The sequence below is a fragment of the Streptomyces venezuelae genome, assembly GCF_008642335.1.
Lineage (GTDB): Bacteria > Actinomycetota > Actinomycetes > Streptomycetales > Streptomycetaceae > Streptomyces > Streptomyces venezuelae_F.
This window is the reverse complement of sequence record NZ_CP029191.1, coordinates 2,423,200-2,444,776: the sequence shown is the minus strand read 5'-3', so window position 1 is coordinate 2,444,776 and position 21,577 is coordinate 2,423,200. Positions and strand designations below refer to the sequence as shown.

Genomic DNA, 21,577 nt, shown 5'->3' with positions numbered 1-21,577 from the left:
CTGCCGCTGCCGCCGCCTCCGCCTTCGTCTGCGCCATCGTCATCGGGCATCTCGGTCACGTACGACGTACTCCATGGTCGGGGTGAGGGCACGCGCCGGCCGTTCAGCCGGACAGGGGTGCCAGCGCCAATGGTTGGATCTTGCCCTCAAGCATCGCACCGAGTCCCAGTACTGCGCATACATCAGGCCGTTCCGCGATATGTACGGGCATTCCGGTCGCGTCCCGCAGCATCTGGTCGAGGCCGGGCAGCAGCGCGCTGCCGCCGACCATCATGATTCCGCGGTCCGCGAGGTCGGCCACCAGATCGGGCGGGCAGTCGCGCAGCACCTTGCCGATGCCGTCGAGCACGGCGGTGAGCGGGGTGTGGATGGCGTCGCGGACGGCGGCCGTGTCGACCTGGACGGAGCGGGCCAGGCCCGTCGCGACGTCCCTGCCGTGGATCTCCGTCGACTCCGGGCCCTGCGGCGTGAGGCCGTTGCCGCGCAGCGCGAGCTGGAGGGGGCGTACGGACTGGGAGGGCAGCATCAGTTCGTGGTGGTGGCGCAGGTGCTGCACGATCGCGTTGTCGATGGCCTCGCCGCCGACGGGGATGCGTTCCGCGGTCACGATCGAGCCGAGGGAGAGGACCGCGACCTGCGTCGTGGCGGCGCCGCAGACGAGGATCATCGTCGCCTCGGGGCGCTCCACGGGCAGCCCGCAGCCGACGGCCGCCGCGATGAGCGTGTCGACCAGTTCCACGCGGCGCGCCCCGAGCCCGACCATCGTCTCGACGGCCGCGCGCTGGGCCAGCGGGTCCGCGTCGTGCGGCGTGCAGGCGGCGGCGCGCAGCCGGGGCTTGCGGCGCAGCGTACGGCGGAGCTTCTCGCCGATCAGGTTGCGCAGCATGCGCTGGGCCATCTCGATGTCGACGACGGTGCCGCCGGAGACGGGGCGCACCACCCGGATGTAGCCGGGCGTACGCCCCGTCATCTGCTCGGCGAACTGGCCGACCGCGATGAGCGCGCCGGTGCGCGTGTTGACGGCGGCGGCGCTCGGCTGGTCGACGACGAGTCCCGCCCCCTTCACGTACACGCGGGTCCTCGCGGCTCCCAGGTCGACGGCGATGTGGCAGCGGCGCAACTGCTCCAGACTGACGGTCATGGCAGATCCTCCCGAGAGCGCAGACCGTACGGACCGTCGGACGACGGTCCTGTCTCGCATCGTGCGGCGGCCGGGCACGGCCCGCGCGCTGGACTGAGCCGGGCGGGGTGCCGCCGCACGGGTGGTGTTGGGGGCGTCGCAGGCGGTACGGGGGCGGAGCGGTGGTTCCAGTGGACCCGGAGGGGTTGCTGCCGAAAAGGTGCGTACTCGCCGATCTGACGGGATTTCATTCATGTGTCCGTGAGCGGACCGACGCAGCGGCCGACGGCACGGCCCGCGAGCGGCAGGTGCCGCCCCCTGGCGGATTGTCCCCCTGGCGGATTCCCGCCACCCCCGCCAACTCCCGTGCGCCACACGCCTCCTGACACTCTTCGCAGCACTCGGGCACCACCCCCCGCTCCGCCCCGCCCGGGTCCGACGAAGAGACGAAGAGAGGCAGCCCCATGACCAGAGCCCCCGTGCGGCGCAGAGCCGCGCTCGTGGCCGCCGTCGGTCTCGCGTTCGCCCTGCTTCCCGGTGGGCAGGGTGCCGTGGCCGTTCCCGGTGACGCGCCCGGCGCCGCCCCCGAGGCCACGGCCACGCCCCCGGCCGCCCACACCGTCACCCTGATCACCGGGGACAAGGTCACCGTCACCCCGCTCCCCGGCGGCCGACAGGCCGTCACCGTCGACCGGCCCGACGGAACGCACGGACCGGAGGGGGCCGTGCGCAGTCAGGTGGTCGACGGGCACGTCACCGTCGTGCCGGACGAGGCGCGGCCGTACCTGCGCTCCGGCGTCCTCGACGAGCGGCTCTTCGACGTGACCGGGCTGATCCGGCAGGGGCTCGCGGACCGGGGCGGGGCCGGCGCCGAGCTGCCCCTCATCGTCACGTACGACGGAAAGGGGGCGCGGGGGGTCCACCCCATGCCCCGTGGGGTCGAGAAGGTGCGCTCGCTTGAGAGCGTCGGCGGCGTCGCCGTCCGCGCCGAGCGTCCCGGCGCCCTCTGGCAGGCCCTCCGCGCCAAGTCCTCCCGCATCGACAAGGTGTGGCTCGACGGGCGCGTCGAAGCCGACATGGCGCGGAGCAACGAGCAGATCGGCACGCCCAAGGCCTGGGACGCCGGGCTCACGGGCAAGGGCGTCAAGGTCGCCGTCCTCGACACCGGGGTCGACGGTGAGCACCCGGATCTGAAGGGGCGTGTCGGGGAGAGCAAGAGTTTCATACCGGGTGAGGAGGTCGCCGACCGCAACGGGCACGGTACGCATGTCGCTTCCACCGTCGGCGGCAGCGGCGCCGCCTCCGACGACGGCAGGGAGAAGGGTGTCGCGCCCGGCGCCTCCCTCGCCGTCGGCAAGGTACTCAGCGACGAGGGGTTCGGCAGTGAGTCGGAGATCATCGCGGGTATGGAGTGGGCGGCCAGGGACGTCGACGCCAAGGTCGTCTCCATGAGCCTCGGCTCGTCGGAGCCGAGCGACGGGACCGACCCGATGGCCGCCGCCGTCAACGCCCTCAGCAAGGAGACCGGCGCTCTCTTCGTCGTCGCCGCGGGCAACGCGGGCGCCCCCTCCTCCATCGGCTCGCCCGGCGCCGCCGACTCCGCGCTCACCGTCGGCGCCGTCGACTCCGCCGACGAGGCCGCGTACTTCACGAGCCAGGGTCCGCGCGTCGGCGACCACGCGCTGAAGCCCGACCTGTCGGCGCCCGGCGTCGACATCCTCGCCGCCCGCTCCGGGCTCACCGCGGGCGAGGGCTTCTACACCGAGATGAGCGGTACGTCGATGGCGACGCCGCACGTCGCGGGCGTCGCCGCCCTCCTCGCCGAACGGCACCCCGACTGGACCGGCGCGCAGCTCAAGGATGCCCTGATGTCCAGTTCGAGAGAGGTGGAAGCGTCGGCCTATGAACTGGGCTCCGGTCGGGTCAGCGTGCCCGACGCCGTCGACTCCCGCGTCACCGCCACCGGCAGCGCCGACCTCGGCTTCTACGGCTGGCCCTATGAGGAGAACGAGCCGGTCGAGAGGGTCCTCACCTATCGCAACGCGAGTGATGACGCTGTTGAGTTGAGCCTTTCCGCTCGCGGTGCCGCCGACGGCGTCGTCGCGCTCGCCGACTCGACCCTCACCGTTCCCGCCCACGGCACCGCGTCGACCACCGTCACCGGTCACGGCGCGAAGGCACCCGTCGGGAACACCAGTGGCGCCGTCGTCGCGAGCGCGGGCGGCAAGGAGGTCGCGCGCACCGCGTTCGGGCTGGTCAAGGAAGAGGAGCGGTACACCCTCACCGTCCACGTCAAGGACCGCGACGGTGCCGCGTCCCCCGCCGACCTCGTCGTGCAGCAACTCACGGAAGGCACCGAGCCGTTCCCCGCCGCCGTCGACGACTCCGGCACCCTGAAGCTGCGCCTGAAGCCCGGCACGTACGCCCTGTCGACCTTCCTCGACGTGCGCGGCAGCCACGGGAAGGACTCCCTGGGTCTCGGCTTCCTCGCCGATCCGCAGATCCGCCTCGACCGGGACCGCGCCATCACTCTGGACGGGCGCAAGCTGCGCGAGATCAAGGCCGACGTGGACCGGCGCACCGAGACCCGGCAGCTGCTCATGGAGTACGACCGCAAGGCTGGCGGCGTCGACCTCATGGGCGCCGTCCAGGTGCCCGTGAAGTACGACAGCGTCTTCGCGGCGCCCACCGCGAAGGTCACCGACGGCAGCTTCGAGTACCGCACCGTGTGGCGGCTCGGCAAGCCCCTCGTGGACGTGAAGGGCCTGCGCGAGGCCGTCGCCCAGCCCGGCGGGACGATCGCCGAGGGGCGGGAGAAGTGGGCGCTCGTCGATGCCGGTGACGGCACGCCGGCCGCGTACGAGGGCAAGGACGTGCGGGGCAAGGCCGTCGTCGTGCGCCGTACGGACGCGGTCACCCCGGCGCGGCTGGGGCAGGCCGCGCAGGACGCGGGCGCGCGGGCGCTCTTCGTGACCGACGACCGGCCGGGGCGCCTCAACGCCTGGTTCGGTACGGACGACAACGGCGAACGGCCGCTGCAGGTCGCCACGGTCGACGCCGCCGACGGGGCCCGGCTCGTCGCGGCGGCGAAGGGGAACAAGCGGGTCGAGAGTGTCGGGACTCGCAATACCCCCTATGTGTACGACCTTTCGGAAGGGCACGAAGGGGGCATCCCGAAGAGGGATCTCACGTACGAGCCCTCCGCACGTGAACTCGCCACGCTGGACAGCAAGTTCCACGCCGTGAAGCCCGCGGCCGGGGGCGAGTACCGCTACTCCGTCACCGACACCTTCCCCATCGGCTTCGGCTTCCAGGAGAGGATCGACCTGCCTGCCGAGCGCACGGAGTACGTCTCCATGGGGCGGGGACAGCTGTGGCACGAGTCGGTGTCCACCGGGCCCGGCGCGCTGGAGGAGCGCAGCGGCCTGGTCGCCTACAAGGGCGGCAGGCGCACCGGCCTCGACTGGTTCAAGCCGGTCCTGCACCCCTGGCTCGGCACCGGGCTCGGCTGGGGCCAGACGCGCAGCGGCAACGACCTCGCCTTCAACGTGCCGGGCTGGGGCGACTCGGGGCCCGACCACACCGGCTTCGGCGACGTCTGGAACGAGGAGTCGATGACGCAGGTCAGCGAGGTCTTCGTGGACGGCGTGAGCGCCGACCGGCGCAAGAGCTCCGGCGTGTACGTGTGGGACGCGGACCCCGCCGAGCACACGTACAAGGTCGTCACCGACACGACGCTGGACCCCGAGCGCTGGCAGCTCGCGACCAGGGGCCACGCCGAGTGGACCTTCAGGTCGAAGGAGACCCCCGCGGACAGGAAGACGTTCCTGCCGCTGCTCAACCTCGGCTTCGACGTCGACACGGACCTCGCGGGCACGGTGCGGGGCGGCCGGACCGTCGACGTCGGGATCTTCGCCGAGTACGTGAAGGGGGCGGCGGACACGGGCACCATCGGGGGCGGCGGGCTCTCCGTGTCGTACGACGAAGGGAAGACCTGGCGGGACGTGCGGCTGGAGCGGGAGGGGAGGAAGGCCGCCTGGGAGGGCGAGGTGAAGGTGCCCCGCGACGCCCGGTCCGTGTCGCTGCGGGCCTCGGCGGGCGACGACCGGGGCGGGGTCGTTTCCCAGGAGATCGTCCGGGCGGTGGGGGTGCGGTAGTCATGCGGTAGTCCTCTCCGGGGCCCGGGCCCCGCTCCCCGGGCCCCGGACGGGGACTACTGCTGTGTCAGTGACCGCTTCATGATCTTTCCCATGTCGTTGCGCGGCAGGGACTCCAGGTAGCGCACCACCCGTGGGCGCTTGTGCGGGGCCAGGGCGGAGGCCACGTGGTCCGCCAGGTCCGTCAGGGACGGCGGGGCGTCCGCCTGGGCGGGGACCACCCAGGCCACGATGCGTTCGCCCAGGTCGGGGTCCGGTTCGCCGGTGACCGCGGCTTCCCGTACCCCCTCGTGGGCGAGGAGCGCGTTCTCGATCTCGCCCGCGCCGATCTTGTAGCCGCCGCTCTTGATGAGGTCGGTGGCCTTGCGGCCGACGATGCGCACGTACCCGTCGGGGTCCCGCACCGCCATGTCGCCGGTGCGGAACCAGCCGCCCGGCGCGAAGGCCGCCGCGGTCGCGTCCGGGCGGTTCAGGTACTCCGTGAACAGGTTCGGGCCGCGTACCTGGATCTCGCCGACCGCCTCCGGGTCGTCCGCCGCCACCTCATCGCCCGCCTCGTCCACCAGGCGCAGCTCGACGCCGGGCAGCGGCACGCCGACCGCGCCCGCGCGCGGCTCGCCGTCGGCGCGGACGCTGGTGTTCATGAGGGTCTCCGTCATGCCGTACCGCTCGATGACGCGGCGGCCCGTGGCGGCGGCGATGCGCTCGTGGTCGTGGACCGGGAGCGCCGCCGAGCCGGACACGAGCAGACGCGCCCCGGCGAGGGCCTTCGCGAGCTCTGGGTCGTCCGGCAGGGCCTCGGCGATCCGGTGGTACATCGTCGGCACCCCGAACAGCATCGTCGCCCCGGAGCCCAGCTCGCGCGTGACGCCTTCGGTGCCGAACCGGCCCAGGTGCCGCACGGAGCCGCCCCGGCGCAGCGGGCCCAGCGTGCCGAGGATCAGGCCGTGCACGTGGAAGAGGGGCAGGCCGTGCACGAGGACGTCGTCGCCGGTCCACTGCCAGGCGTCCTCCAGCGCGTCCAGGGTGGCGGCGATCGCGCGGCGCGGGAGGACGGCGCCCTTGGGCGGGCCCGTGGTGCCGGAGGTGTAGACGATCAGGGCGGGGGACTCCGGAGGCGGTTCGGGAAGGGCGGGGGCGGGCCGGGTCGTGCCTCCGTCCTGTACGTCGATGTCGTGGCGGTCCAAGGACGCCAGCGCGGGCGGGAGTTCCGTGCCCGGCTCGGTGAGCACCAGCGTCGGGGCGCTGTCGCGCACGATGTGCGTGAGCTCGGAGTCGCCCGACTTCGGATTGAGCGGTACGGCCGGTACGCCCGCGAGCAGCGCAGCGACCACGCCCACCGCCGTCTCCAGGGCCGGCGTCGCCCACACGGCGACCCTGCCGGTGTCACGCAGCCTCATGGCCAAGGAGGCGGCGACCGCTGCCAGTTCGGGGTAGGTCAGGGAGCGGTCACCGAACCGGAGGGCCTCGCCGCGCGCGGTGTCCAGGGCCGGGAAGAGGGGATCCACGTGTCGTACTCCTCGTTGTCGTCATCTGCACCGGGTGTCAGGAGGGTCTCAGGAGAGTCTTACGCCGATGAGGGGGCAGACGCGACATACGGCGACGCCGCCTCCCCTGGGACGGGGGAGACGGCGTCGCTGCGGATCGGTGCGGGTGACGTCAGACGAGCCAGCCCAGGAAGTGGGCGAGACCGGCGACGATGTCCGTGATGAGGTTCATGGTGGTGCTTCTCCTTGTGGGACTTTCAGGGATGCTCGGGACCTGGATCCGGGTCCGACTCCCCGGCCTTGTATGGGACATGGGCCGGGGGTCGCGGTGACGTTCTGCAGTTCGTCGCTCGCGCACCGTAAGCATCGTCAATCACGTGCGCCCCGCGCAATTCCTGGCGCGACGATCACCTGTTCCAGGGAACAACTGCCCAGTCGTTCGCATCGGTTGTTCGGGTCGCGCCAGGTGTGCCCCTCAGTACGTCAGCACCACACCCACGTACGAGATCCCCGCGATCACGCCCCACGAGACCAGGCCGAGCGCCGCGACCCGGCCGCCCGTGCGCGTCAGCGACGGAAGGTCGACCGCGCTGCCCAGGCCGAACAGGGCGGCGGCGAGCAGGAGTTCCTGCGCCGTTCCCGCCGCGTCGATCGCACCGCCGGGCAGCCACCCGGTCGTGCGCAGCGCCACCATGGCGAGGAAGCCGACGACGAAGAGCGGCACCAGCGGCGGCCGCCGGGTCCCGGCCGCCCCCTCGGCCGAGCCGCGTCCCTGCCGGCGCGCCCGTACCGAGAGGGCCACCGCCGCGACGAGCGGCGCGAGCAGCGCGACCCGCATCAGCTTGACCAGGACGGCGTCGCCCAGCGCCCCCGCACCCGCGGTCTGCGCCGTCGCCACGACCTGGCCGACGTCGTGCACGCTCGCCCCGACCCAGCGCCCGAACTCGGCGTCGCTGAGCCCCAACGGGTGCTGCAGCAGCGGCAGTACGGCGATGGCGAGCGTGCCGCACAGGGTCACGAGCGCCACCGAGGTGGCCGTGTCCCGCTCGTCGCTCCCGGACACCTCGCTGACCGCGCCGATCGCGGAGGCGCCGCAGATCGAGTAGCCGGTGGCGATCAGCAGCGGCTGGTTGCCGCGCAGCCCCATCCGGCGGCCCAGCCACCACGTGCCGAGGAAGGTCACCGCGACCACGCAGAGCACCATGCCCACCGACGCCCAGCCGAGCCCCAGCACGTCGTCCAGGCTCAGCTTCAGACCGAGCAGCGCGACGCCGACCCGCATCAGCCGCTTGCCCGCGAACGTCAGACCGGCCTTGCCCGGACCGCGTACGAACGCGTGCGCCGCGCCCGGCACATGGGCCGCCGCGATGCCGAGGACCACGGCCGCCGTGAGCATCGGCACACCGGGTACGAAGTGGTGCACCGCCCAGGCGACGGCGACGCCGGCCGTCGCGAGCGCAAGGCCCGGCAGCTTCCCCGGAGCGCGCCGCGGGGGCGCGGCGGGGGCGAGTGGGCCGGGCCTGCCGCCCGACCTTCCGGTGCGTTCCCCGAGCAGCGCCATTACCGGTCGGCCGGGAGTTCGTACACGCGGCGGACGCTGCTGCCCAGGCGCGCTATGTCCGCGCCGTAGACGTGAATCGATATCGCGAGCGTGCCGCAGGCGTTCCACACCCGGTGGATGTCGCCGGGCGGCGCGAAACCGCACACCGATCCCCGCGGGTTGACGACGTCCTCCGTCGCGACGAGGCGGGCCGCGCCGCCGGGGCCCGCGGCGGGCACCAGGCGGTAGCGCCGCTCCTGCTCCTCGCCCTCGTGCACGCCCGTCACGCACCACGACACGTGGTCGTGGACGGAGGTCCGCTGCCCGGGCAGCCAGACCAGCGCCACGATGGAGAAGCTGCCGTCGTGCTCGGCGTGCAGGACGTGCTGGCGGTACCGCTCGGGGTCGCCCTCGCGCTGTTCGTCGGTGAGCAGGTCGGCGGAGCCGAGGTGGGGGGCGAGCCGTTCGCCGACCAGGTACGCGGTCAGGTCGGGGGGCAGGCCGCGCCCCACGGCCTCGCGCACGTCGGCGACGAGGGTGTCGAGGCGCTCTGTGGTCCGGGCGGCCCGGTACGCGGTCGGAGTGCTCATACCGGCAGCGTCGCGCCGCCCGATCCATCACGTCCAACGACAGTCTTTTGGCAACCCCCCAACTTCCGCTTATGGGTGTGAAGGGTGAGGCAGGTGTGGTGATCAGCAGCCGACGCGGTTGGCGGCGACCGTCTTCAGCTCGTCGAGCACCAGCGCGGTGGCCGGAATGCGCAGATGGTCCTTGAGGACGTACGCCGACACCTGGCGCCGCGACGCCGGGTCGAGGGCGCGGCCCGTCACCTTGCGGTGGCAGAGGAAGTTCAGGACGAGACCCGGCATCATCGCGATGCCGAGCCCCTCCGCGACCAGGCTCTGCACCACCAGGTTGTCGTCGGTGGTGAACGCGATCTCGGGCGCGAAGCCCAGCTCGGCGCACTCGTGCAGGAAGTTCGCGCGGCAGCGCGGACAGCCCGCGATCCACCGCTCGTCCGCCAGCTCGGCGAGTTTGACCGAGCGCTGGCGTGCCATGCGGTGCCCCGACGGCAGCAGCACGGTCAGCTGGTCCTCCATGAGCGGGATCTCCGCCAGCTCCTCGGGCACCTCGTCGTGCAGACCGGGATACGTGAAGGCCAGCGTGATGTCGCACTCGCCGCGCACCACGCGCCGCAGCGACTCGGGCGGCTCGTCCTCCAGGAGCTCCACGCGCACGCCCGGGTGGCCCGAGGAGAGTCGCGCCAGGGCCTCCGGGATGAGGGTCGCGTTGGCGCTGGGGAACGCGCAGACCCGCACCCGTCCCGAGCGCAGCCGCGTGATCGCGTTCATCTGCTGCTGGGCGGCGGAGATGTCGTCCAGGATGATCCCCGCGTGCCGCGACAGCGCCTCACCGGCCTCCGTCAGGCGCATGCGGCGGCCGACGCGGGTGAACAGCGGGGTTCCCACGGACCGTTCGAGGGCCTTCATCTGCTGGGTTATCGCCGGCTGGGTATAGCCGAGGGAACGGGCGGCCGCCGAGTACGAACCGGCCCGGACCACCTCGTGGAACGTCTTGATGTGCCGCGAATCGAACACCGCTGAATCATAAGCAGATGTTGGAGGCGGCGAACAAGACCGGGGTCCGGCTTTTGCCCCCATGGCAAGCGGCACGTTGAGTGTCCGACCCGCTACGCTGCGCGACATGAACGTGAATCGACGACGCATGACCGCGATGGCCGGGCCGATCAGGGCCCTCGGAGCGCTGGCAGCCGCCGCGGCACTCGCCCTCGCCGTACCGAACTCGGCGTACGCGGCGCAAGGAATCCTCAACGTCAACGGCCAGGACTACGTGGATCCGAGCGGCTGCTACGGCTTCGACTGGTTCCCGGCCTCGATCACCAACAACACCGACGCCATCGTCGAGGTCCACTCCGGACCCGACTGCACCGGCTCGGTCGAGTGGCTCGTATATCCCGGCGAGACGTACCGGACGGAGACGGCCGCGAGCGTCTTCGTCCTCTGAGCGCCGCGGGTCACCCGGCCTCCCTGACCGCCACCCGCTGCAGCAGCCCCCAGGTGAACTCGGCCACGCAGTGCCGCCGTTCACCGGCCCCGTCCACCGCCTCGAACGCGAGGCCCCACCGCGTCGGCGCCGTCCCCTCCATGGGGCGCGCCGGCGCGAACGCGCGCGCTGCCTCGTCGACCGTGCACGACCAGGGCGTGAGGTCGTCGAGCGTGCGCAGCTCGGGGGCGGGCTCACCCGGCGCGCGCACCAGCCACTCATTCCACACCGCCCCGTTCGGCGCGCGCAGCACCTCGAAGCGCAGGTCGGGCCAGAGCGGCACCGGCCACAGCAGCGCCTCGCACTCCAGGTCGCCGATCCGGCGGCGGACCGTCGCCTCGGGCGGGCCGAGGACCGAGCGGTAACGGGAGACCGCGCCCCGCGACCGCGACGACCGGGTCATCGCCTGCCAGCGGCGGTTGGCCTCCCGCATCTCCGCGACGGAGGCACCCAGCGCGTGCCGTGCGCGCTCCACCAGGTCGGCGTTGTGGTCGGCCATCCGGCGCAGCAGGACCAGCTGGAAGTCCAGCGCGGTGAACGGGCCGGGGGCGGGGGAAGCGCTAGCGGGCATGCACCCCATCGTCGCGCACCGCGAGCGCTCCCGGGCGGTGCCCGTCGGGGAGGAACAGGACCGAGTTGACGTAGCGGGGGTGCCGGGGCGTGAGGACGCGGCGCAGCAGGCCCTGCGACACGACGTACGACGTGCCGGACTGGTGCGCCTCCAGGTCGAACGCGTCGAGCGGCACCCAGCTGTCGTGCGGCAGCACCCAGCCCCGGTAGCCGTGCCCGCCGGTCAGGAACTCCACGATCGGGGCGGTCGGCTGGATCCGCGCCTCCAGCTCCAGGAAGATCGCCGGACGGTCGCGGGCGATCAGCTCGCGCGCGCCGTGCAGGACCCGCAGCTCGTTGCCGTCCACGTCGATCTTGACGAAGTGCACGTCCCGCAGGCCCAGGCCGTCCAGGGTCAGGCACGGCACGTCCACGGCCACGTCGTGGATGTCCCGGCGGACCAGGGACGACACGCCTCTCTCCCCGCGGTCGCCGCGCGGCAGCCAGAGCCGTGCCGTGCCGGGCCGGTCCGTCGCCGCGCCCTGGATCACCCGTACGTTGCGGGGCGTACTGGCGGCGAGGAGCCGCGCCAGGTGCGGCACCGGCTCGACGGTCACCACGCGGTGCGCGCGCGGGGCGAGCCGGTGCGACCACGGGCCGTACCAGCCGCCGACGTCCACCGCGGTGCCGCAGCCCGGCGGGCAGAGGTCGGCCAGCCGGCCCAGCTCCGGCTCGAAGCGCGGATAGACGAACCGGGCCAGGGAGGCGACCAGACGGTCGGGGACATAGGGCGCCACGCGGGCGGCGAAAGTCATGCGGACCCTCTCGTCACAGGGGACGTTCTCGTCGCTGGGGACGTTTCCGTCACGGGGACATGCGCTTGAGCAGCTGCTCGTGCTCCTCCTCCGGGACCTGCTCGCCGGAGGAGGGCAGCAGCTGCGGTATGCCGTCGAGCACCGGATAGCGGCGCCGCAGCCGCGGGTTGTACAGCGACTCCTCCGGTACGAGGGGCTCCTCGGCGGCGAGCAGGTGCAGCGGGCCCTTGTCCAGCGGGCACGCGAGGATCTTCAGCAGCGGGTCTTCGGGGTTCATCCGCTGGTCAACTCCTTGGGAGCGGTCGAGGGCGGGGGAGCCGTCGCGTCGTGCTTCGGCATGGCGAGGAGGACGGACACGGCGAGGACCGTGCCCGCGATGCGCAGCGCGAGGCGCACCGGCTCGTGCGGCAGCGCCTCGCCGAACGCCAGCGTCCCGAGCACCGCCGTGAACAGCGACGTCACCGTCGTGCACACGGGGACGATGAGGGACGCCCGGCAGCGCTGCAGGGCCGCCTGCGACATGATCAGGCCGAACGCGCCGGTGAAGAGCAGCAGATAGGGGTAGGGCGAGCGCAGCAGGTCGCCGACCGCGCCGCCGATGTCCTCCGTCGTCAGGTAGCTGGACACGCCCTTGATGGCGAGCGAACTCACCCCGTACAGGAGCCCCACCGCGACGCCGTACTCGACGCCCGCCGTCGGCATCCGGTGCCGGTGCTTGGCACGGCGCTCCGCGGAGCCGTACAGCCAGACGCCCGCCGCGAGCGACGGTAGGCACACCGTGAGGATCAGCGGCACGGGCGCGCCGTGGCCCACCGTGTCGTTGTCCTCGCTGAGCGAGAGGACCACCATGAGCAGTGCGATCAGGATGCCCGCGACCGCGTACCGCTCGCGGCCCGAGGTGCGTTCGCCGAGCAGGACGGAGGAGAGCAACAGGAGGAGCACCAGGCCCGACACGAAGATGCCCTGCGCCGCGGCGATCGGCAGCGTGCGGTACACGGCGAGCTGCGCGCCGAAGCCTGCCGCCAGGGCCAGCGAGCCGCCTATCCAGAGTGGGCTGCCGAGCACCTGTCGCAGGAGCCGCGCGGGGCTGCGGACGCTCACCGACGGCATCGCCGTCAGCGCCCTCTTCTCCAGGACGAATCCCGTGCTGTAGAGCAGGTTCGCGATCAGTGCCGCGGCCACGCCCCACCACATGGTCAGGTCCTTCGGGCGTGCAGCAGGAGGATCGACGCGGCGCTCGGCACGGCGCAGGCCAGTCGGTCCAGGGCGCGCAGCGGGCGCGGCACGCCGTGGAACGGTGCCCCCGACAGGCGTACGACCTCGAAGCCGGACGCGGCGACGAACTCGCGCAGCGCGCGCGCCGTGTACAGCCGCAGGTGGCCCACGACCTCCTTGCCGGGGCGGCCGTGGATGCCACGCAGGCTCACCTCCGAGAACACGGGCTGTACGCCGGCGAGGAGCAGGCCTCGGTTGTACCAGGCGGCCAGGTTCGGGGTGGACAGCATCAGGTGCCCGCCGGGGCGCAGCACTCTTCTCAGTTCGTCCAGCGCGCTGTCCGGGTCCACGAGGTGCTCGATCACCTCGCTGAACAGCACGGCGTCGGCCGCTCCGTCGGCGAACGGCAGCCCGCCGTCGGACAGTTCGCCGCGTACGACGTACGGCAGTCTCGCGTGCGCGCGCTTCAACGCGTCCTGCGACCAGTCCACGCCGACCACGCGGTGCCCGGCCAGCAGCGGTGCCGCGGTCGCCGCCGCCGTTCCGTCGCCGCAGCCGATGTCCAGGACCGTGGCGGTACGGGTGGTGGCGGGGCCCAGTGCGGTGGCGAGGATGCGGGCCTGGCGGATGGAGCGGGCGTCGCCCGATGCCACGGGGACGGCCGGGTTCTCGTAGAAGTCCCGGAGGCCCCTGGGGCGCTGGGTGGTGGTGGTCACTTGGGCCCCCGGTCGTGGGGTTCGGTGTGTTCCGTCGCGTGGAGGTAGTGCTCGAACAGGTCGCGCAGGTGGGCGCCGTCGCCGTGGCTCAGCAGCGTCTTCGACCAGCGCAGCGCGAGGTGCAGGCGGCCCGCCGTCGACGCCGTGGTCACGGTGAGGCCTCGTGGGAGGCGGGCGGGTGCGGAGAACCAGACGGCGTGGGCGCGGCCCGCGTCGCCGAAGTCCAGGGCGTAGGGCACGCGGCCGATGTTGCTCAGGAGCGTCGTCGACGTCCAGGGCGCGGCGGCCCTGCGCAGGCCGCGGGTGACGGCGGCGCGGAGGGTCACGGGCAGGACGGGGGCGGTCAGGAGGGTGGCGCCGTGGCCCAGTTGCGGGCGGGAGAGTGCCTTGAGGGCCCGGGTTCTCTCGGAGGTGCGGCGCAGGAGGTCTCGGGTTGCCTCAGGGGTCCAGTCCCGGGAGGCCAACTCTTCGGCCGAGAAGGGGACTTCCACCAGTCTCGTGCCGTTGCCTATCGGCATCGTCGCGTCCCGCGGGCGGTCGTCCACCGGCATCGTGATGCGGAACGGGCGTGGGCGGGCGCCGTGTTCATGGTTCCAGTGCGCGATCATCAGCGCTGTGGCGACCATGAGCTGGTCGTTGACGGTGAACGGGGAGCCCTTGGGGCGCTTCGGTACGGGCAGCTCCGCCACGAGCATCCCGTTGCCGGGGGAGGGCTCGGGCCTTCCCTTCGCCACCCGGGCGGGGGGTGCCCAGCCCGAGGGTGTTTCGGTCGGGGGGTGCTCCGTTGGCTGTGGTGCGGCGGGGGGTCTGGTGGGGGGTGCCGCCGGGGAATTGTCCTTGCCGCCGTACAGCTCTGCGGCGGTGGCCAGGACGCGTAGGCAGGCCGGGCCGTCCAGGGCCGTGTGGTTGATCGTGAGGAAGAGGACGCTTCCCTGGTCGGGGGTGCGCTCTGTTCTCTCCGGGGCGGGGCCGCCCCGGTATGTCCGTCCTCGCCATCCCTGCGGCTCTGTCGGCCCCTCCGCCCCGGACGTCTTCGTCTCCGTGCTCCGGGCGGACATACCGGTGCGTCCCCTCGGGTCCGTCCCGCGGCTCTCCGCCGGTGGGGGCGCGGCTGCTACTACCTCCAGGCGGATCGGCGGTGAGGAGGTGAGGGGCGGGGCCTCGGCCAGGGCTCGTTCCCGGGCTCGTTTCAGGGCGTCCGGTTCCGGGGGCGGGAAGGTTACTACCTCGAGGTCCGGGGTGTGGGTGAGTTCCCACTCGTAGCGGCGGCGGTACCAGGGGCCCCTAGCCTCCCGCATCAGGATGCGCGGGTGGCGGCGGAGGGCCTCGGTGAAGGCGGACCTGAGGCGGTCCGGGTCGGGGGTGCCCGGCAGGTGCACCTCGATGTGCACGGTCTCCGGCTCCTCCTCCTGGAGGCAGTGCCGTGAGACCTCGTCGACGACGGGGAACGGCACGCGCGCGGGCGGTCGCCCGGGTCCTTCCGCGCGCCGTGCCGGGTGTTCCAGTGCGGTCATCGCTGAGTGCCTTCCGTGGACGGGCGCCTGCGGCGGGGGATGCGCATCGTCCGGCCGGGCGGGGCGGGGTCCGGTTGGGCCGATGCCGGGCCGCGGGCCGAGACCGTCGGGCCGGCGGCCGCCTCCGGTGCGTCGTCCCCCGCGCGTTTGCGGTGGGGCAGCGGGGGTGGGGTGTCGCCTGCCGTGTCCGGGGCGTGCTTGGGTGTTCGTACGGCGCGGGGGTGCGTCTCCTTTGCCGTCACCAGCGCTGCGAACAGGGCTATGAGGGCCAGGAGTTGGGCCGTGTGGCCGAACGCGCCCTCGTCGGAAGTGATCGGCTCGCCCGCGCCTGTCGCCGCCGTTATGCCCGCGGCCGTCATGGCGACGAACGCGATCGGCACCAGCAGTGCGTGGCGCCACCAGGCCAGGAGGGCGAGGGCGGGGACCAGGAGTGCGAACGGTCCCGCGATCACCGCTGCCACCAGCGTGAGCGCCACCGTGCCCAGGACGATGCCCGGGGCGGGCGGCGCGGGGGACGGACCGTCCGTGTTGGGGTCGCGGCGGCGGATGAGGGCCAGCGCCAGCAGGGCCAGGACGCCGATGCCCGCGAGGATCAGGCCGATCTCGTAGATCTGTGACGGCTCGTAGGTCAGCTTGACCGTGCCGCCCTCGCCGTTCGGCACCAGCCAGCCCTGCTGCCAGCCGTCCAGCCGGACGCTGGTCAGCTCCTTGCCGTTCAGCGTCGCCTTCCAGCCGTCGTTCACGTTCTCGTACGTCGTGAGGTACGAGGCCGCGCCCGAGCCCACCGTCAGCTCGCGGCGGTCGCCCAGCCAGTCCTTGACCTTCAGCTCGCGGGCCGTGGTGTCGAGTGATGCCGGTGTGCCGATGGTCAGGGACGCGTCCATGACGGCCAGCGGGCCCGCGTCACCCGTCTCCAGGCTGTGCGCCCCCGCGCCGAGGCGGACGGCGGACGACTCGTTGCCCTCCTGGCAGAGCGTGATCTCTACGGGGCGCCGGTCGGTGAGGTCCCGGACCCTGCCCTTCGCGCTCGTCTCGTACAGCTCGCCGTCGATCGAGAGCACCGGCCCTTGGCCGCAGGGAAGGGAGAAGCGGTCCTTCGGGTCGGGCTGCTTCGTGCGGTACTTGTCCAGCGCGGGGACGTACACCTCGGTGAGGCCCACCGGCAGCTGCAGGTCCTCGTCCGCCACCGGGTTGTGGACCGTCAGCGGCGCGGTCTCCGTGATCGTGATGTCCATCTCGTCGGTGGTGATCGGCGCGAAGCGGGCGTTGCCGTTCTCGTCGACACCCGCGGTCGCCGCGCCGTCCGGCGAGCTGATCTCGATCTTTACCGGCCGTGTGGACAGGCCGCCCGCCGCGGGCAGCACGATCTCGCCGACCGGCTGTTTGCCCGGCCACTTGAGGTGGATGACGGGGCGGTTGTCGCTGCCCGCCACCCACGCCGTCGTCAGGTCTCCGTCGGTGAGGTTGCGCGGCGACAGACCGCTGCCGAGCTTCGCGGTGGAGTCGGCCGTCGCGATGATCTGCTGCTCCTGCTCGGGCGCCACCTTGTAGAGCAGCTCGTCGAGTTCACGGCCCGGCACGGCCACCGCGCTCGCCTTCACGTCGTACGCGCCCTCCGCCGTCGTCGTGAAGCGGCGGTGCAGCCCCGACTCCGTGTCCACCTGTGAGAAGGCGCCCGGGTCGGACGTGCGGTGCAGCGAGTACGTGGTGGCCTTCGCGTCCGTGGACTTCTCCGCGTCCGTGGGGAGTTGGAGGAGACGGGTGATCCGGACCTCGGGGATCGTTATCTCCGAGAAGCCCGCGCCTGTCAGGCCGGGGGTCGCCACCTGGGTGTCCAGGATCGTGATCTTCACGAAGTCCGTGGAGCCGGGCTTGGCCCTGACGCGCTGCGGCTGTCCGTTGGGCTGGAGGGGGCTGGTGATGCTGCCCTGCTCCGTCTCCACTCTGATCCGGGTGGGGGCTGCCCGTGTGCCGTTCTGCGGCAGCGGGGTGACGCGGAAGGATGACGGCACGTCGACCTTCGCGTTGAACTCGGCCTTGATCCACTCGCCGTCCGCCGAACCGGCGTTGCCCTCCGCCCAGGCCGTGGCCGGGTTCTCGTCGAAGGCGTTCGCCGGGTCGTACTGCGGGAGGTGGAAGAGCCAGTTGCCGTAGCTGGACGCCGACACCGACTTGGCGCCCCGCAGCTCCGACGTCGTCTGGTGCTCGATGCCCTTGCTCGGCAGGATCTGGTGCGGCTTCTCGTCCGGGTTCTGCAGCGCGTCGACCGCGTTCCGCTCGTCGCGCCCGTACGTGTACGAGGTGTTGGAGTTGACCAGGCCGAAGCGGGTGTCGGCGCGGCGCATGCCGTCACCGACCGCCTGCAGGGCGGGCGCTCCGATGCCCGGGTGGTTGTCGCCGGTCAGGACGGTGGGGCGGTCGCGCATCGACGGGTCGGCGGAGAGCGGCAGGAGGGACTCCGGGCCGCCGCTGACGACCGCCGTGTTCGACACCGGCTTCAGGCCGGCCTGGCCGGGGCGCTCGGTTCCCTCCGCGGGGGCGTAGATCTCGACCGCGCGCTGGCGCGGGTAGAGGCCCTCCACCTGGACCGGGGTGTCGTTCGGGATGATGCCGCCGGTGGTCTGCGGGCCGAAGCCGGTGACGCGCCGGAAGCCGGACTCCTCCAGGGTGCGCTTGACCGTCGCGGTGGGCACGTTGCCGACCTGGTCCGGGTCGAGGTCGTTGCGCACGACGACGTAGTACAGGCCGGCCCGCGTCACGTAGTCGCGCAGGCCGGGCACCTCCGCGCCGGTCATCAGCGCCTGCTCGACGGCGTCCATCGCGCGCCGGTTGCCGGGGGCGCCGAACGGCACGTAGTCGCGCTGCGCCCAGCGCGAGTCGGCGAGCACGTCGAGGGGCTGGTCGATGGGGGAGCCCCAGGTGTAGATGCCGTGCGCGGTCGCGGGCACGACGAGGGCGCGTGAGTCCGGCGAGTACTTCTCCAGCCAGTCGGCCGTCGTCTGCCAGTACGTGGGCAGCTTCTTGAACGAACCCGGCTGGAGGATCGAGCCGTTGACGTAGGGCAGGGCCAGACCGGGCAGGACCAGGACCGCCGCGATCAGCGGCGCGTACCGCCTGCCGCGCACCCGCCGGGCCCCGCGCGCCTGCGCGGCCACGCCCACCAGGTGCATCAGACCGAAGACCAGCGCGAGCGCGAGCCCCGTCTGGAACTTGTAGATGTTGCGGAAGGGGACGAGCCCGCCGTCCAGCCACGACTGGACCGTGCCGTGGAAGGGGGCGCCGAACGCGCCGCCGTACCCGGCGAGGGTGACGAGGACGACGGAGAGGACCGTGAGGACCAGCCAGCGCCGCTCCGGAAGGTCGCGCCGCGCCAGGCCCGCGAGGCCGAGCGCCGCGGCGAGCGCCGAGCAGACGATGGTCAGGACGGCCGTCGCGACCGTCCATCCCGCGGGCAGCCAGGCCTCGCCGAAGTGCAGATACGCCACCCAGTTGCCGGCGCCGCGCAGCGCCTCGGTCGCCGACATCGTGCCGGTCGTGGTCGCCGAGTCCTCGACGAACGGCAGGAAGTTCTCGCCGTAGATGCCGAGCATCAGGAGCGGTACGACCCACCACGCGGTGGCCAGGACGACGCCCGGCACCCACCACGTGATCAGCTTCCGCTTGCGCGGGCCGTTCGGGCGGGACAGCAGATACAGGCCCGCGGGCAGCAGCGAGGCGAGTGTCGCCGCCGCGTTCACCCCGCCCATGAACGGGATGACCAGCGCCGACCGGCACGCCGCGATGCGTGCGCTGAACCGGTCGTCGGCCAGCGGCAGCAGCACCCACGGCAGGAACGCGCCGGGCAGCGCGGCCGCCGACGTCGAGCCGATGACCACGGTGAACGTCGGCCACAGCGCGTACACGACCGCGCCGAGGAGCCGGCTGTGGCGGCTGCCGATGCCCAGGCGCTCGGCGAGCCGCAGTGCCCCCCAGAACGCGACGGCGACGATCAGCGAGAACCAGAGCCGCTCCGCCAGCCAGACCGGCAGCTGCACGAGGTCGGCCAGGCCGTAGAACGGCAGCATCGGGAAGGCGTACCCGACGTACTGGTCCTGGATCCCGCCGAAGCCGCCCCTGTCGTGCCAGAGCTGCCCCAGGTCGGAGAGGAACTGCCAGGGGTCGACGGCGACACCGAGCTTGGTGTCGAACGTCATCCGCCCCGGCTTCACCGCCAGGAACGCAACGAACACCACGGCCCAGAACCCCAGAAGCCAGCGCCGCGAGCGCGGCCCCCGCGAGGGTTCAGGGGCAGCGGTCGTGGGTCTTGCGGCCGCCGGGGGTGGGGCCTGGACCGTGGTCATGGACACCGCCTGAGGATGAGGAGGAGATTCCAGGTCGCGACCTCGCGCACACCCGGCACCTTGGTGATCGCCCCGGCCAGGAAGGGCCAGTAGCGGGAGCGCGCCGACACGATCTCCACGTCGTCGCGGCCGCGCACCTGGCGCAGCGTCGCCCCGACGTGGTGGACGAAGAGGTTCTCGCCGAGCGTGTGCTTCGCGGCCTTGCCGGTACGTCGTTCGTAGCGGGCCCGGGCCCGTTCGGCGCCCAGGTAGTGCCAGGGCGCCCACTCGTGACCGCCCCAGGGGGAGAGCCAGTTGGTGAACGAGACGTAGATCAGCCCGCCGGGCCTGGTGACCCGGACCATCTCGCTGAGGAACGTCTGCGGGTCGTCGACGTGCTCCAGGACGTTCGAGGAGAACGTGACGTCGGCGACGCCGTCCGCGAGCGGCAGCAGATAGCCGTCGGCGACGACCGCGCCCTCCGGCGGCTTGGGCCCCAGCTCGGCGGGGTCGGGCTCGAAGAGGAAGGACTGCGCGCCGCGCCTCCGGAACTCCTCCGTGAAGTATCCGCCCCCGCCGCCGATGTCGACGACGACGCGGTCCTTCACCGGTCCGTACGCCTCGACCTGGTCGGCTGCGTCGCGGGCGAGGAGCGTGTAGCACCGCTCGGGCTCCTGCTGCTCGCGCAGGAAGGCCCGGAAGAGGGTGGCGGAGCGGCGCAGCGAAGGGTCCTTCACGCAGACCTCTGGGGAGTCGGGGGTCCTTGGGGCGCCTGGTCCTGGGAGCCGGGCCGCCCTTGGGACACCTGGTGTGCGGCGACCGCTTCGGCCGCCACCGCCTGGAACTGCCGCACCGTGTTGCCCCAGCGGAACTGGGCGGCCCGCTCCCCTGCGGCCTTGCCGAGGGCCCTGCGGCGCTCGGCGCTGAGCGCGAGGGTGCACCAGGCGGCGGCGAAGGAGCTCTCGCCCCGGGCGAGGAGACCGGTCACGCCGTCCTCCACGGAGTCGCGTACGCCCGGCACGTCGAAGCCGATCGAGGGCGTCGAACGGGTCGCCGCCTCGGTGATGACGAGCCCCCAGCCCTCCACGGCCGACGGATGCAGCAGCATCCACGCCTCACAGAGCAGCCGGTGCTTCTCCGCCTCGGAGACATGACCCTTGAACTCCACGCCGGGACCGGCGAGTTGTTCGAGCCGTTGCCGCTCGGGGCCGTCGCCCACGATCACGAGCCGGCCGCCCGTGACGGGTCTGACGCGCTCCCACAGGCGTAACAGCAGATCGATCCGCTTGTACTCGACGAGCCGCCCCATCGCCAGGAACAGCGGTTCGTCGGAGCGGGCGTGCAGCGGGCCCGGCTCCTCCACACCGTTGTGCACGATGCGGATGCGGTCGCGGTCGACGCCGATCGCGCGCAGCGCCGTGGCCGTCGACGGCGAGACGGCCACGAGGAGGTTCCCGCGCTGGGCGCCCGAGAGCGCCCAGTGTTCGAGTCTGCGGCCGATCCGGGCGGCGGGGGCGAGCGCGCCCTGGAAGCGCATCCCCCACAGGTCGGTGTGGACGTGGTTGACGAGGCACAGGGTGGGCCCGCGGTGCCACAGCGGCGCCAGGTACGGCATGCCGTTGCAGACCTCGACGAGCAGGTCGCAGTCGCCGACCTGTCGGGTGAACGCGGTGCGGGCCCGCAGGTAGTGGCCGAGGTCGCCGCCGGCGGACACGACTCGGTAGTCGCGGTACGCGGCGGGCCCGCCGCACAGCAAGGTGACCTGGTGGCCCTGTTTGCTGAGGCCGTCGGCGAGCCGGTCGACGAGGAGTTCGGAGCCGCCCGCGGCTGGGTTGCCGAGGTCGCGGTGGGCGAGGAAGACGATCCGGCGCGGCTGTGGGGGAAGCGCCGGAATGCGCTCCGCGCGGCGTGGGGTGGCCGCGCGCAGCGAGGACGGTACGTGCTGGGGCATGCGTGCTCCAACTCGTCTCAGGGTGCGGAACTGTGGGGGGTCCGGTCGGGCGGAACGGTCCTGCTGGGTTCTGCGGGGTGGTGCCTCATGCGGGGTGGTGCGGTGGTGCGGGGGCTGTGCGCGGGTGGGG

16 protein-coding genes are annotated in these 21,577 nt (G+C 72.7%); 2 read left to right on the top strand and 14 right to left on the bottom strand.

Translation table 11 applies throughout. From position 1 onward, the window contains the following. Positions 1-103: 103 nt before the first annotated feature. Complete coding sequence (locus tag DEJ49_RS10930; RefSeq protein ID WP_150167431.1) at positions 104-1,141, bottom strand: rod shape-determining protein; 1,038 nt, start codon at positions 1,139-1,141, stop codon at positions 104-106. Positions 1,142-1,584: 443 nt separating this feature from the next. Here DEJ49_RS10930 and DEJ49_RS10925 point away from each other — a divergent pair, with 443 nt between their 5' ends. Further along, a complete protein-coding gene (locus DEJ49_RS10925; RefSeq protein ID WP_150183956.1) occupies positions 1,585-5,277 on the top strand; it encodes a S8 family serine peptidase in 3,693 nt (1,230 codons plus the stop codon). A gap of 56 nt (positions 5,278-5,333) precedes the next feature. Here the strand turns inward: DEJ49_RS10925 and DEJ49_RS10920 are convergent, their stop codons facing one another. The 4 genes from DEJ49_RS10920 to DEJ49_RS10905 all read right to left on the bottom strand — a co-directional run bounded on the left by DEJ49_RS10920 (position 5,334) and on the right by DEJ49_RS10905 (position 9,902). Continuing rightward, positions 5,334-6,785 carry an acyl-CoA synthetase gene (locus DEJ49_RS10920; RefSeq protein WP_150183955.1) on the bottom strand — a complete coding sequence of 484 codons (1,452 nt, stop codon included), beginning with the start codon at positions 6,783-6,785 and terminating at the stop codon, positions 5,334-5,336. A gap of 454 nt (positions 6,786-7,239) precedes the next feature. Next, entirely contained in the window at positions 7,240-8,325 is a 1,086-nt protein-coding gene (locus DEJ49_RS10915; RefSeq protein WP_150183954.1) for a YeiH family protein, read from the bottom strand. Further along, complete coding sequence (locus DEJ49_RS10910) at positions 8,325-8,894, bottom strand: cysteine dioxygenase family protein (RefSeq protein WP_150183953.1); 570 nt, start codon at positions 8,892-8,894, stop codon at positions 8,325-8,327. Before DEJ49_RS10910 ends, DEJ49_RS10915 begins: the two co-directional genes overlap by 1 nt. Positions 8,895-8,996: 102 nt before the next feature. Continuing rightward, entirely contained in the window at positions 8,997-9,902 is a 906-nt protein-coding gene (locus DEJ49_RS10905; protein ID WP_150183952.1) for a LysR family transcriptional regulator, read from the bottom strand. Between the two features lie 106 nt (positions 9,903-10,008). Between DEJ49_RS10905 and DEJ49_RS10900 the strand changes: the two genes are divergently transcribed. Continuing rightward, entirely contained in the window at positions 10,009-10,329 is a 321-nt protein-coding gene (locus DEJ49_RS10900) for a hypothetical protein (protein WP_150183951.1), read from the top strand. Between the two features lie 10 nt (positions 10,330-10,339). Here DEJ49_RS10900 and DEJ49_RS10895 read toward each other — a convergent pair whose 3' ends face one another. The 9 genes from DEJ49_RS10895 to DEJ49_RS10855 are packed head-to-tail and all read right to left on the bottom strand — an operon-like array spanning position 10,340 to position 21,447. Next, positions 10,340-10,948, bottom strand: a complete 609-nt coding sequence (locus DEJ49_RS10895; RefSeq protein ID WP_150183950.1) for a hypothetical protein — start codon at positions 10,946-10,948, stop codon at positions 10,340-10,342. Then, positions 10,929-11,732, bottom strand: coding sequence for an FkbM family methyltransferase (locus DEJ49_RS10890; RefSeq protein ID WP_150183949.1), 804 nt, complete (start codon positions 11,730-11,732; stop codon positions 10,929-10,931). The genes DEJ49_RS10895 and DEJ49_RS10890 overlap by 20 nt, the downstream gene beginning before the upstream one ends. 49 nt (positions 11,733-11,781) lie before the next feature. Then, the gene (locus DEJ49_RS10885) at positions 11,782-12,009 is read right to left on the bottom strand and encodes a Trm112 family protein (RefSeq protein WP_150183948.1); all 228 of its coding nucleotides are present in this window, start codon (positions 12,007-12,009) and stop codon (positions 11,782-11,784) included. Further along, the gene (locus DEJ49_RS10880; RefSeq protein ID WP_150188155.1) at positions 12,006-12,914 is read right to left on the bottom strand and encodes a hypothetical protein; all 909 of its coding nucleotides are present in this window, start codon (positions 12,912-12,914) and stop codon (positions 12,006-12,008) included. The genes DEJ49_RS10885 and DEJ49_RS10880 overlap by 4 nt, the downstream gene beginning before the upstream one ends. A 14-nt stretch (positions 12,915-12,928) precedes the next feature. Continuing rightward, the gene (locus DEJ49_RS10875) at positions 12,929-13,663 is read right to left on the bottom strand and encodes a class I SAM-dependent methyltransferase (RefSeq protein WP_150183947.1); all 735 of its coding nucleotides are present in this window, start codon (positions 13,661-13,663) and stop codon (positions 12,929-12,931) included. Then, complete coding sequence (locus DEJ49_RS10870) at positions 13,660-15,177, bottom strand: condensation protein (RefSeq protein WP_150183946.1); 1,518 nt, start codon at positions 15,175-15,177, stop codon at positions 13,660-13,662. The genes DEJ49_RS10875 and DEJ49_RS10870 overlap by 4 nt, the downstream gene beginning before the upstream one ends. Next, a complete protein-coding gene (locus DEJ49_RS10865; RefSeq protein WP_150188154.1) occupies positions 15,174-19,517 on the bottom strand; it encodes an alpha-(1->3)-arabinofuranosyltransferase in 4,344 nt (1,447 codons plus the stop codon). Before DEJ49_RS10865 ends, DEJ49_RS10870 begins: the two co-directional genes overlap by 4 nt. Next, the gene (locus DEJ49_RS10860) at positions 19,514-20,233 is read right to left on the bottom strand and encodes a class I SAM-dependent methyltransferase (RefSeq protein WP_150183945.1); all 720 of its coding nucleotides are present in this window, start codon (positions 20,231-20,233) and stop codon (positions 19,514-19,516) included. Before DEJ49_RS10860 ends, DEJ49_RS10865 begins: the two co-directional genes overlap by 4 nt. Further along, entirely contained in the window at positions 20,230-21,447 is a 1,218-nt protein-coding gene (locus tag DEJ49_RS10855) for a glycosyltransferase family 4 protein (RefSeq protein WP_150183944.1), read from the bottom strand. The genes DEJ49_RS10860 and DEJ49_RS10855 overlap by 4 nt, the downstream gene beginning before the upstream one ends. Positions 21,448-21,577 lie beyond the last annotated feature (130 nt).